Annotated in this window: 10 protein-coding genes and 1 pseudogene; 5 read left to right on the top strand and 6 right to left on the bottom strand. The window is 36.3% G+C overall.

Annotated features, from left to right (window positions below):
• Positions 1-87: 87 nt before the first annotated feature.
• The 4 genes from MKX73_RS15935 to MKX73_RS15950 all read right to left on the bottom strand — a co-directional run bounded on the left by MKX73_RS15935 (position 88) and on the right by MKX73_RS15950 (position 4,349).
• Entirely contained in the window at positions 88-1,632 is a 1,545-nt protein-coding gene (locus tag MKX73_RS15935) for a solute symporter family protein (RefSeq protein ID WP_340718922.1), read from the bottom strand.
• Between the two features lie 8 nt (positions 1,633-1,640).
• Positions 1,641-1,964: a DUF485 domain-containing protein gene (locus MKX73_RS15940; protein WP_340718304.1), complete on the bottom strand. Its 324-nt coding sequence runs from the start codon at positions 1,962-1,964 to the stop codon at positions 1,641-1,643.
• Between the two features lie 493 nt (positions 1,965-2,457).
• Positions 2,458-4,008: a solute symporter family protein gene (locus tag MKX73_RS15945; RefSeq protein WP_340718305.1), complete on the bottom strand. Its 1,551-nt coding sequence runs from the start codon at positions 4,006-4,008 to the stop codon at positions 2,458-2,460.
• A gap of 2 nt (positions 4,009-4,010) precedes the next feature.
• Positions 4,011-4,349, bottom strand: a complete 339-nt coding sequence (locus tag MKX73_RS15950; RefSeq protein WP_340718306.1) for a DUF485 domain-containing protein — start codon at positions 4,347-4,349, stop codon at positions 4,011-4,013.
• A 543-nt stretch (positions 4,350-4,892) separates the two neighbouring features.
• Between MKX73_RS15950 and MKX73_RS15955 the strand changes: the two genes are divergently transcribed.
• Positions 4,893-5,432 (top strand): GNAT family N-acetyltransferase, encoded by a 540-nt coding sequence (locus MKX73_RS15955; RefSeq protein WP_340718307.1) that lies wholly within the window; start codon positions 4,893-4,895, stop codon positions 5,430-5,432.
• A gap of 18 nt (positions 5,433-5,450) precedes the next feature.
• Positions 5,451-6,968, top strand: a complete 1,518-nt coding sequence (locus tag MKX73_RS15960) for a transglutaminase domain-containing protein (RefSeq protein WP_340718308.1) — start codon at positions 5,451-5,453, stop codon at positions 6,966-6,968.
• Positions 6,969-7,421: 453 nt separating this feature from the next.
• Here the strand turns inward: MKX73_RS15960 and MKX73_RS15965 are convergent.
• Positions 7,422-7,706 (bottom strand): annotated as a pseudogene (locus tag MKX73_RS15965) (NAD(P)-binding domain-containing protein); the annotation flags it as partial.
• 215 nt (positions 7,707-7,921) lie between these two features.
• On the opposite strand from MKX73_RS15965, the gene MKX73_RS15970 reads away from it, so the two are divergent.
• Complete coding sequence (locus tag MKX73_RS15970) at positions 7,922-8,221, top strand: ArsR/SmtB family transcription factor (RefSeq protein ID WP_445783329.1); 300 nt, start codon at positions 7,922-7,924, stop codon at positions 8,219-8,221.
• A 273-nt stretch (positions 8,222-8,494) separates the two neighbouring features.
• Positions 8,495-10,948, top strand: coding sequence for a heavy metal translocating P-type ATPase (locus tag MKX73_RS15975; protein ID WP_445783330.1), 2,454 nt, complete (start codon positions 8,495-8,497; stop codon positions 10,946-10,948).
• A gap of 99 nt (positions 10,949-11,047) precedes the next feature.
• Here MKX73_RS15975 and MKX73_RS15980 read toward each other — a convergent pair whose 3' ends face one another.
• The gene (locus MKX73_RS15980; protein WP_340718310.1) at positions 11,048-11,401 is read right to left on the bottom strand and encodes a hypothetical protein; all 354 of its coding nucleotides are present in this window, start codon (positions 11,399-11,401) and stop codon (positions 11,048-11,050) included.
• A 377-nt stretch (positions 11,402-11,778) separates the two neighbouring features.
• Between MKX73_RS15980 and MKX73_RS15985 the strand changes: the two genes are divergently transcribed.
• Positions 11,779-12,630 (top strand): LysR family transcriptional regulator, encoded by an 852-nt coding sequence (locus MKX73_RS15985; protein ID WP_340718311.1) that lies wholly within the window; start codon positions 11,779-11,781, stop codon positions 12,628-12,630.
• The last annotated feature ends 126 nt before the right edge of the window (positions 12,631-12,756 follow it).

Genomic DNA, 12,756 nt, shown 5'->3' on the forward strand with positions numbered 1-12,756 from the left:
AGGGTTATAAAAAATCAGCCTCTAACACTGTTAGAAGCTGATTCGTTTTTTTCCTCAACTCGTCAAGTCAAAGTAAGGAAGGTTATTTTAGTGAGAAATGTCTTGTACAGAAATACCCGTTTGAGCTTTTACTTCTACTTCACGGTATTTCAGATCATTTCTTTCTTTAGAAATTAATGTACCGATAAATCCGCCTAAGAATCCAAGAGGTACAGAAATTAATGCAGGGTTCGTTAACATAATTAACGGTTCACCCACAAAGATTGCTTTACCTTCAACCGGATTCCATACGTTTGGAGAAACGGCAACTAAAATCAATGCAGAGATTAAACCTGTCAACATTGCTGTAACCGCACCTGATGTGTTGAAACGTTTCCAGTAAATTGTGTAGATGATTACCGGTAAGTTCGCTGATGCCGCGATACAGAATGCTAATGATACTAGGAACGCCACGTTTAATGTTTGAGCACCCAATGCTAACAGAATCGAAACAACCGAGATAATGATTGAACCGATACGGGCTGCTTTAACCGCCTCTTTTTCAGAAACTTTCCCTTTTTTAATAATCTGTCCGTAAATATCATGAGATAGGGCAGATGCACCTGAAAGTACTAAACCTGCTACTACCGCTAAGATTGTCGCGAATGCTACCGCACAAACGAATGAGAACAGAATATCGCCACCAAGCGCTTGTGCCAATAGTGGAGCAGCCATGTTTCCTGCCGGGTTCGCTGCTATGATTTTGTCTGCACCAACGAATGCTGCTGCACCGAAACCTAGGAAGATTGTTAATACATAGAATAAACCAACAATCCAAGTAGCCCAAATTACTGAAGAACGGGCTGTTTGTGCGTCTTTTACTGTGAAGAAACGCATTAGGATGTGTGGAAGACCTGCTGTACCAAGTACTAACGCCATTAGCATTGAAATTGTATCAATACCGTTTGTATAACGTAAACCTGGATTTAAGTAAGCTGCACCATGTTCAGTTTCAGTTGTCATTTGCGTAAACATTTGTGCAATCGAGAAGTCGAATTTTGCTAATACTAAGAATGAAATAATGACAGTACCTAACATTAATAGCGCTGCTTTAATGATCTGTACCCAAGATGTGGCAGTCATACCACCGAATAATACGTAAATCGTCATCATGACACCAACTAATAGTACCGCCATCCAGTATTCAATACCTAAAAGTAATTGAATAAGAGCACCTGCACCTACAAGCTGTGCGATCATGTAGAATAATACGATTGTAATCGTAGATAATGCTGCTGTACCACGAACCTTCGCTTTATCGAAACGAGCTGTAATCATGTCGGCCAATGTGAATCGGCCTAAGTTACGTAATGGCTCAGCTACGATATATAAAACTACTAAATAGGCTACAAGGTAACCGATCGAGAAGAAGAAGCCATCGAATCCGAATAAGGCAATCGAACCCGCGATACCCAGGAATGATGCTGCCGATAAGTAGTCACCGGCAATGGCCATACCATTTTGCCAGCCTGTTAACCCGCCGCCAGCTGTGTAGAAATCCGACGCACTGGATGTACGTTTAGAAGCCCACCAAGTAATGACTAACGTTAAACCTACGATTGCTACGAAGAAGAAGACGGCTGTAAAACTCATCCCATTCATTATTTACGACCTCCTTCATATTCCGCAATGATCGCTTTCGCTTCTGCGTCATATTTATTAGCACGTGCTACATAGAAGTGAGCCAGCCCCCAAGTCATTATGAACAGACCTGCTGAATACACCCATACCCATGTAATATCACCAATCGCTTTTTGATGTAAGATTTCTGTAAACGAAGTTAAGATTGGCAATAACATATAAAGTACTAAAAAGATTGCGGTAACCGACCATAAAAACGAATTCTTTTTCTTCGCAAGTTGCCTGAAAGATTGCTGTGATGCAATTCTTTCATAATCAATAATCGGCTTTTGCTTATTCCCCATAAACATTCCCCCATTTTGTGATAATTATTACTGCTTAATGTACGTAAAATTCTACTTTTAGGATTTTACATTTTCATTCTATTTTAGCTGTAACAAAATTGCAACACTTTTTAAATAAATTATGCAGAAAAATTTCTTGAAAAAATAAGTTTAATAGAGAAAAAATAATACATTAAGGGGAAAATATTAATTTGTTAGATTTTGGATATTGTCGATAAAACTAGTCATTACGTGGGTTTGTAGGACCCAAAACTTTAAAAAATTACAAAAAATCAGAAAATAATTATAAGAAAATATTATTCATTTTAATAAGTAAAAGTAATATTTAAAAAATGATTTATTTTACAAAAAAATAAATTCAGTATATTCGAAAAGTTATATTCATGAAAAAAATGGTATAAAAAACGAAAAAACTGCTCAAAAATAGAGAATATTTTCGAGACAGTTTTGTTTAATTTCAATTTTTAGTTCTATTTATTATTTCTTATAATAATTAATGGGAAACATCCTGTACAGAAATCCCTGTATGTGCTTTTACGCGGATTTCTTTATAAACACGTTCAGCCTCTGCCTGTTCCACTTTATGTGCCGTTAAAATCGAGCCTAAGTAGCCTGCAAAGAAGCTTAAAGGAATCGTAATAATGGCAGGCACCGCCAAGTTCACGATTGGTTCACCTACTAAAATTGCATTTCCTGTAGGACTCCAAATGTTCGGACCAAGCGCACCTAATACGAGACAGGAAACTAAACCTGTTACCATTGCAGCAACCGCGCCGTTTGCATTGAATTTCTTCCAATAGATCGTATAGAGAATAACCGGTAAGTTTGCCGATGCCCCGATACAGAATGCAAACGATACTAAGAAGGAAACGTTTAAGCTCTGTGCAAATAATGCCAAAATGATTGAAACAATCGCAATCGAAATCGAACCGATTCGGGCAGCTAAAACTTGTTGCTTTTCCGTTAATTTACCGTCTTTAAGAATTTCACCATAAATATCATGGGAAATTGCCGATGCACCTGTTAATACTAAACCGGATACAACCGCTAATATAGTAGCAAAGGCAACCGCACAAATGAATGATAATAAGATATTGCCGCCTAAAAACTCTGCCAACAGTGGGGCAGCCGTATTACCCGCAGAATTTTCTGCGATGATTTTATCAAAGCCGACGAAATGCATGGCACCAAAGCCTAAGAAAATTGTCAACGAGAAGAAGATCGCTGTAATCCATGTTGTCCATGAAATGGAAGCGCGGGCCGTCTTCGCATCTTTTACAGTAAAGAAGCGCATTAAAATATGCGGTAAACCAGATGTACCTAATACTAATGCAAGCATCATCGAAACCGAATCGATCGTTGATGTGTACTTCATACCAGGAACCAGATACTGTTCCCCGTAATTAGTGCTGACCGTATCAAACATTTTCACTAAATTGAAATCAAACTTCGAAAATACTAAAAATGCCAACAATGTTGTACCGAACAACAATAGACCCGCTTTAATAATCTGTACCCAGCTCGTTGCCGTCATTCCGCCGAACAGTACGTACGTCGTCATCATAACTCCTACTATTAAAACAGCCATCCAATACTCAATACCGAATAAAAGTTTAATTAGTGCACCGGCACCAACTAATTGGGCAATCATATACAAAATAACGATAATAATCGTTCCTGTTGCCGCTACACCGCGAATCCGTTTTTCATTGAAACGTGCCGTCAGCATATCCGCCAATGTATAGCGTCCTAAATTACGCATCGGTTCCGCTATTATATATAGTAGAACTAAATTGGCTACAACATATCCGACAGAGAAGAAGAAGCCGTCAAAACCTGTTAATGCAATCGCCCCGGAAACCCCAAGGAATGCAGCTGCAGATAAGTAGTCACCAGCAATGGCAAAGCCGTTTTGCCAACCTTTTAAACCACCGCCAGCTGTATAGAAATCGCTTGCTGAAGAAGTTCTTCTAGCAGCGATATATGTAACGATCAATGTTAAACCTACGATACCGAGAAAGAAACCTGCTGAAACAAGATTCATCGTTATGCACCTGCCTTTTCATATTCTTGTAAAACAGCAGCTGCCGCTTTATCGAATTTAGCTGCCATTTTTACGTAGAGTGTACATAAAATAATTGTCATAATGAATAGGGCAAGCGAGTAGACCCATACCCAAGTAATGCTGCCAACAGCCTTCTGTTGTAACACAGGTGTGAACGCCAATACCGGCAGTAAGATGTACAATGTCAAAAATGTTATAGTTATTCCAAATAAAAATGTGTTTTTCTTCTTTACAAACTGATTGAATGTTTCCATGCGATCGATTTTATCATAGTTAATACCATCGCATTTCGTTGAGATTTTATCCCCTAATTGACTCAACGTAATTCCCCCTTATGAAAAATTTTTCTGTTTTAAACGGAATATTACTAATGAAATCCGTTAATAGTACTCATTGTAAGAGGGGAAAGAATATAATGCAATAACATTTTTTCTGAAAAATTAGAATGTTTAAAATGCGAATGGAACAGAATTATCAAGTTTTAAGGAGAGAAAATTTAAGAAGATGAATTAAAAATTTACAAAACATTATTATTTACGGAAAGGGAGTAAAGAAAAACAAATTTTAAACAGAAATTAGATTACATAAAGCACAATATTATATTTCGATACTTAAAATATTTATGATTTAATCTGAATCTAAGTCATTCAGCACATTGTACTATAACACAAAAGAAATGATAAAAATTTGATATACTATCAATATAAAAATTTTTATTTTATTTAAGGGAATTCATTTATGGAAGAAATCTAATTATTTACAAAAAAAATGAAAGAGAAATGATAATATTTTGACTGCATATGAGAAAAAACCCGAGATATTATAAAGGACTAATCATAAAAGTACTAAATTGGAGGAATACGATGTTGAATTTAAATACGAAGCGGTTAACGTTTGTACGTTATACGGAAAAGGATCTTCCATATGTTATCGAGCTTGTTTCGGATCCGTTTATGATGAAATTTATTGGCGACGGGCAAGTAAAGGATCAACAATATGCGATCCATTTAATTGAACGGATGGTTGAACAGTACCGAAACTTTGGGGATTACGGGTTACATAAACTGATTCATCGTCAAACGGGAGAATTTATCGGACACGCGGGGCTTGTTGCGCAAGTTATTGACGATACATTTGAAATCGAGCTCGGGTACTGGATTAAACGTGCTTATTGGGGACAAGGCTACGGATTTGAAGCAGCACAGGCGCTGGCAACATATGCAGACGAAGAAATGTGGCTGCACCGGTATATTTCAGCGATTCAAGCAGGCAATGAAGGGTCTAAAAGAATTGCTATAAAAAACGGAATGCATTTGGAGAAAATCATTGAAATGGACGGGAAAATGGTTGAAATATATGTTAAGCTCAATTCATTTGAAGAAGACGAAACCGAAGCGTTATAAGAGGAGTATCGACATATTGTGAAAACGTATTTTGAAAGCTACAAACAGTATAAAAGGAAAGGAAATTCAATCAAAACAACGACTGTTACAGCAAAACAGCTGCTGCCGGCGCTTATTGCCCATATGGAGCGCATGGACAGGCAGTTTACGCTGCATATTAACGGCCAGCTGCCAATGCCGATCGATGCTTTAATTCAGGAAGCTTTTGATCAGTGTCATCTGGAACAGCCATTTTATACCCAGCATTGTGAAAAGCGCAGCTACAAATATCGCCAATTAACGAAAAATCGGATTAAAGTGGAATTTACGCTGCGTTATCGTATGGCGCGTCAGGAAGAAAAATGGATGCTTGATGAAATTGAAGCCATTTTAAAAAATCGAATTGATCCGGACATGTCAACATTACAAAAGGTATTCACTGTGCACGACTATATTGCAAGAACGTATAGCTATGAACGGCATACAGAAGGTTCGCCGTTTGCTGTGTATACGTTTATGAATGAAAAGCATGGAGTCTGTATGGCATACGCGCTTCTGTTTGAAAAGATGATGGAAGCACTTGAAATTCCTTGTTATTATGTGATCGGAAAAGCGGCGGGTGAGGGGACAGAGGGACATGCATGGAATATGGTGCAGATTGAGGATCAGTGGTATCATGTGGACGTCACTTGGGATGATATCGGTTCGATTCCTGGCAGAGAAGTTCGCTATCGCTATTTTTTAGTTGCGGATGAGAAAATGCGTATTGATCATGAATGGAATGAAAATCATTATCCCATGTGTACGAGTAAAAAATTTGAAGCATTTCATCGTTTATATGATGGCTGTCTCGTCAATACTAGTTTCTATTATGCAAATCCTCGTAATGGTTATTTGTATGAAATCAATTTTGCTGATTATCCATTTCAGGCAAAACAGAAACTTGCTGTTAAATTTCAGTTTTGTTTCTATGTAAATGGGCTTTTATATTTCAGGAATGATTCTCATAATGGCTATTTGTATCAATTAGAGCTGGATGCTGAGGAATTGACACAGCTAAGCGCGGAACAAGTTCTACAAATCTATGAAACTGAGAAGACACTTGAAGTCTTGTATGCGAATCAGACAGCTGAACGCATTCAGAAATTGATTTTAGCGGATAACGTAATTGAAAATTCATTTCAGGTTGAAGCCGCTGAAAATCGCCTGCAAGTCCCGTTAAATGCATTTGGGGACAGCTGGGTAGCATCAGCAGATCAGCAAGATAAATGTCAGCCAATTGTGTTTAAAAGCGCGGATGGAGTCGAATTGACAGTAGATGATCATTATAAACAGCTGACGGTAGATTTATATATTCATAGAGGTTTACATATTCAACTAACGAGTAACCGTAAAAACGTGGAATTTAAACAGCCGGCACAATTGAAGTTGCCAATTGTGTTAATACCGGGATTGGAGCAGCAATTAAGCAAACAAAACGCGTTGGATTATTTTGCTGATGAACAATTTATTTATATAAAGCTGTATAAAAGCGTAACGATCCAACTGAAAAAGTAAGCAAATAGCCATAATATAACGGGTCTGATTATATTATGGCTATTTCATTAAAATCGCATTTTGTCTCACTATTATAAGTATACTTTTGAAACGAGACTTAACTTCCTATAATATATATTATGACGGTGTCCCTATTTTTATTAAGTACATATATAAAGGACACTGCTCCTATCTGTAAAAGGACAAGAAGTATTTCTCTGTACTAAATTCATTCAAATCAATATCACCAAAATACCGCAATAAAAGTTTGTATTGAAAACAATATGTTTTTAATGTTAGTGTTGAATATCCCTCAATTTTTTTATCTTGTTGGTATTTATTCCACGCTTCGGATAATAACATCTATCTTTCACTCCCCCACTAAAGTTAGATATCATTAATGCCAATTATCTCTGCGAGCTTTATTATAAGGAGGATTTAGAGCCTTATAAAAAGCGTGGTATCCAACTTGCGAGTTTGGAACTGAAGTGGTAGCTCGAATACAGACGCATATTGCTTTAAATAACGAACTATTTCTTGCTTTGTCGGGAAACCGTGAGCATCTCCTTCAAATGATAATCCTGGTAAGGCATCATACATTCTTGGTGTGAATAAAACTAAAGAATCATATCGGTTGGTCCAACTTTCGCCCACTTCTTTTGCTTTATCTAAAATTAAAAAGTTCTGCTTTTGTTGTTTTAAATAGTAACCGACAGCAAGACCTGCTTGTCCAGCTCCTATAACGATTGTGTCATACAATCTAACTCCCCCTCTGCTTTAATTACCTATTTTAGATACGCAGTTTTTAATTAAAATCAGTTTGTTATGCAAATTCAACTCTCTTTCTAATTTTATTTTTCATTTAAATAAAAAGATTTACACACATATTAGTAAAAGCTAATATGATGATAGCATAACGTATTCGTTTTTACTAATACAATTGGAGGAATTTTGTGGAAAACATTAATACCGATATGAAAGTTAAGTTAATTCATGGGTTTTCAAACAAGACAAGGATAAAAATTCTTGAATGTATAAAGAATAAAGAAAAAACAGTGACCGAAATTGTAGACGAAATTAATGGAAATCAGTCGAACATTTCACAACACCTTGCCTGTTTAAAAGGCTGTGGAATTATTGTCGGTCGAAATGAAGGTAAATACATTTACTACAGCTTACGAAATCAACATATAAGAGATTTGTTAACCATGTTTGATGTTGTTCTTGAAGATGTTGAAAATGATGTTGCATGTTGCGAGCGTCATATAGATTAGGAGGAGATTGTTTTGGCTCAAGAATGCTGTAGCTCAAAAAATATACCTAAAACAGTGGAGAATAATTGTTGCAGTTCTACTGTTAAAAAGGATACAAATCAAGAAAAATCAAGTTGTTGTTCAAGTGACAAAGGTTCTGGAAGTACGTCTATTTCGGTTTCAAATCAAGATATCGCGAGTTGTTGCAGTAATAACAGCTCGAAAGAATCTGAAGATGAAGAAGAAGCAAGTTGCTGTAGTAAATCACAGGCTGAACCAGCAAACTTAAAAGAAATATCGAGTTGTTGTAGCAGTAACAGTTCAAAAGAATCAAAAGAAGAAGCAATTTGTTGTAGTAATTCATCCATAGAGAGTTGTTCAAGCGATCCAGAACAACAGACAACCCAGTCAATTCCAACTTCTTCCCTACCAGTAGAAAAAATGTCATATCGGGTTCATGGAATGGATTGCGGTGCATGTGCAGTAACCATTGAAAAAGGGTTAAGCAAACTGAAAGATGTTGCAGAAGTTAAAGTTAATTTTAGCACAGGGAAAATGCAAGTTGCTGCGGCTAGCGCTGATGCATTACTTCCAATTGAAAAGGAAATTAAAAAACTTGGCTTTTCCGCAGAACCTTTAATCCAAAAAGAAAATACGAAAACATTTAATATCAGTGGAATGGATTGCAGTAGTTGCGCAAAAAGCATTGAAAATCACTTAAATACCCTTCCATCAGTTAAAAGTGTAAACGTCAATTTCTCTACCGGAAAAATGAAAATTGAACATTCGAATAGTGTACAGGAAGTCATTTCTGAAGTTTCTAAAATCGGTTTTCAAGCATCATTAGTAGGTGAAAACCAACAGTCTCTATCGGAACAAAAAGGTAAAAAAATAAACGACAGCACTTTCGTGATATTGTCTGGTGTATTGTTGGCATTTGGTTTTATTGGATCATTTATAGGAATACCTCCTTTACTGTCGACCATTCTATACGCTATTGTAATGGTGATTAGTGGAGTTAAGCCCATTAGAAGTGCTTTCTATGCAATTAAAAGTCGTTCATTGGATATGAATGTACTCATGTCTGCTGCAGCTATTGGGGCTGCTTTGATCGGAGAATGGTTTGAAGGTGCAACCGTTGTTTGGTTATTTGCGATAGGTAAGTACCTTCAAAATCGTTCAATTGAACGGACTCGAAATTCAATTCGTAATTTGATGGACTTAGCTCCTGCGGAAGCATGGGTGAAGGTTGGAACCGAAATTTCAAAAGTATCTGTCGAAGAAGTAAACGTTGGTGACATTATTGTTGTGAAACCAGGTGAAAAAGTCCCGCTCGATGGTGAAATCGTTCTTGGAGACTCTAGTATAAATCAAGCACCGATTACAGGAGAATCAATTCCTGTTGATAAGACGATTGGTGATGCTGTCTATGCAGGTACGATTAACGAACACGGTTCCCTTGATATTAAGGTAACGAAATTAGTTGAAGATACGACGATATCAAAAATTATCCAATTAGTTGAAGAGGCACAAGAGAAAAAAGCACCAACAGAAGCCTTTGTCGATAAATTTGCAAGTATCTATACACCGATTGTATTTATTGTGGCATTAGTCATGATGGTACTTCCACCCCTATTTGGTTTTGGCACTTGGGGTGAATGGTTCTACAAAGGTTTGGAACTACTTGTTGTAGCCTGTCCTTGTGCTTTAGTTATTTCTACGCCAGTTGCCATCGTTTCAGCAATTGGAAATGCGGCGAAGAATGGTGTTTTGATAAAAGGAGGCACGTTCCTTGAAAAAGCAGGTGCAATCACTGCAATTGCTTTCGACAAAACTGGTACGTTAACGGAAGGTAAACCGAAAGTAACTGAAATAAAAACCTTCGACAATTCTGAAGACGAATTACTTTCAATTGCACTCACTCTTGAAGAATATTCTACACACCCTATAGCAAAAGCAATCGTGAATCATGTGACTGGCAAAGGAATCAAACCTAAAAATGGGGATTCTTTTAAGAGTATTGTGGGGAAAGGTGTTCAAGCGACGATTCAAGAGGAAACATATTACGCTGGAAATCTAAAATTATTTGAAGATCTCCATGTCTCTTTAGAAAATGTGTTTGTACATGTTCAAGAAATCCAAAGTAAAGGTAAATCTGTTGTCATCATCGGATCGCAACAAGGGATCATGGGGATTATCGCAGTTTCTGATACAATCCGAGAAACATCTGCCTCTGCCTTAGATGGATTAAAACAAAGTGGCGTTAAACAAACAGTCATGTTGACAGGAGATAATGAAGGAACAGCGAAATTGATTGCATCCGAATCAAATGTAAACCGATATTTTGCAGAATTATTACCAGAAGACAAAGTAGATGCAGTTAAGCAATTACAAAATGAAGGTCATAAAGTAGCAATGGTTGGTGACGGTATAAATGATGCTCCTGCACTCGCATCAGCCGATTTAGGTATTGCAATGGGTGGTGCTGGAACGGACACAGCTATGGAGACGGCTGATATTGTTTTAATGGCTGATAATCTTGAAAAACTACCACACACAATGAAGTTAAGTAAAAAAGCGTTAAGGATTATTAAACAAAATATATGGTTCTCTATCATCATTAAAGTAGCTGCTTTAGCCTTAATCTTCCCTGGATACCTTACACTTTGGATGGCCGTATTAAGTGATACTGGCGCAGCTTTAATTGTAATTTTAAATTCAATCAGATTACTAAAATTTAAGGGATAGAACAGAAAAGATGCTTCTAAATGAAGCATCTCTTTTAAATAAAAATGGTTTTTTTATACCTAAACTAAGAATTTATTTAATCTGATTAATCTTAGACTATCAATTATTAATTACTTTTTCACAATTCTTTATAACAGGGTAAATAAATCTCCTAGAACATTTCATAAAGTCTTCCCAACAACTTTCATGTATGCCTATTCTGTATGGTAAAAAGTAGGGGCTACTATCTATAAAATAACTAGAAATGAAATTATAGGAATGGCAGGAGCCATACTTTGTATTTCTATCATTGTTTATTACAATGTAGTGACCATCATGTTCATTACGCCCCCATCCCTCCCCATGAAAATCAATAGGTGGTTGGATTACAGTTATGTGATATTTCCCTTTCACACCTTCCATAACAAAATGATTAAAGTTTTCTTTCTGAGTGTGTTCAAGCAATCTTATCATGAATTTCCTCCTTAACTTTATCCTCTAATGTATGTTTATTAAAGGATAAATAGGAAAAACACACTTTAATGTATAGCCTTTTACTAAGGGTCGTTTAACTGGAACACCAACTGGCCCCATATTTATAGAACATCCGATATATTTTTGTAGCAAATAAAAAAACTGCCAATTCCAGGCAGTTCCCCAATAATAATATTGTTCTATTTTTGTTTAACACCTAACTCACTAAAAATTTCATCATTATGTTCACCTAGTTTCGGTGGTGCCAATCGGATCTTTCCTGGTGTTTTTGAAAGTTTGATAGGAATCCCTAGTAAAATAGATATAATTGAATATTTAATTCAGTAAAACTGATAAGTATTGGGAGATGTAATTTCATGGAGCTTCGTCATTTAATAACTCTAAAGACAATTGTTGAGAAAGGAGGATTTAAAAAAGCAGCTGAACATCTTGGTTACGCCCAGTCCTCTGTAACAGCTCATATTAAAGAACTGGAGGAAGAGGTAGGAAAACCATTATTTGATCGTCTAAGGAAAAAAGTTATTTTAACTCAATATGGTCATCATTTCCTTCCTTATGCTGTGAAGATAATAGAACTTTATTCTCAAGCATTAAATACAAATGATGAACCAACAGGTGATTTGACCATAGGGATATCGGAATCACTTACTATCGGTCGGATTCCATCTATTCTTCTCGAATATAAAATGTCTTACCCTAAAGTTAACCTTTCACTCAAATCAATAGAAAATTATCAGGTTACATCAACCCTTCAAAACGGGGACATTGATTTAGCTCTAATATTGGAAAAAGATGATTGGTCTCTTCCCGAGCTGAAATGTGAAATTTTAAAAAGAGAAAGAATGGTTTTAATAAGCCCTCCAAAGCAAGAAAACTCTAGAACTGTTTTATATACGGAAAGATCGTGTAGTTATAAGTCTGTTTTTGATAACTATATAAAATTTAAACAAATCGATGTGAAAGAAAGTTTAGATTTCCAGAGTATTGAAGCAATTAAACACTGCGTTAAAAGTGGGTTAGGGATTTCATTGGTACCCTATTTTTCAGTAAAAGAAGAATTAGAAAGTCAGAAATTGCATGGAGAGGAAGTAGAGCCAGAACATCAAGCTATTTCTACGTTCCTTGCTTACCATAAGGACAAGTGGCTCTCTCCATCAATCAACAGTATGATTGCTTTAATAAAGAAGCATTCTAAAAACTGGGATTAATTATAATGAAAAAACCGGTGTATATTACCAATAAAAACCCCGAATCGTATTATAAATATTCACAATTCGGGGTCTTATTAATTTTAGAAGAGTTAATTCATGTTCAGATGAATCGAGTCGTAAATC

Source organism: Solibacillus sp. FSL W7-1436 (genome assembly GCF_038007305.1).
Classification (GTDB): domain Bacteria; phylum Bacillota; class Bacilli; order Bacillales_A; family Planococcaceae; genus Solibacillus.

Excerpts from the sequence above, each read along its gene's own strand:
- MKX73_RS15935 (WP_340718922.1), bottom strand. The coding sequence starts at position 1,632 with ATGAGTTTTACAGCCGTCTTCTTCTTCGTAGCAATCGTAGGTTTAACG.
- MKX73_RS15985 (WP_340718311.1), top strand. The coding sequence starts at position 11,779 with ATGGAGCTTCGTCATTTAATAACTCTAAAGACAATTGTTGAGAAAGGA.
- MKX73_RS15970 (WP_445783329.1), top strand. The coding sequence starts at position 7,922 with ATGAAAGTTAAGTTAATTCATGGGTTTTCAAACAAGACAAGGATAAAA.
- MKX73_RS15955 (WP_340718307.1), top strand. The coding sequence starts at position 4,893 with ATGTTGAATTTAAATACGAAGCGGTTAACGTTTGTACGTTATACGGAA.
- MKX73_RS15980 (WP_340718310.1), bottom strand. The coding sequence starts at position 11,401 with ATGATAAGATTGCTTGAACACACTCAGAAAGAAAACTTTAATCATTTT.
- MKX73_RS15945 (WP_340718305.1), bottom strand. The coding sequence starts at position 4,008 with ATGAATCTTGTTTCAGCAGGTTTCTTTCTCGGTATCGTAGGTTTAACA.
- MKX73_RS15940 (WP_340718304.1), bottom strand. The coding sequence starts at position 1,964 with ATGGGGAATAAGCAAAAGCCGATTATTGATTATGAAAGAATTGCATCA.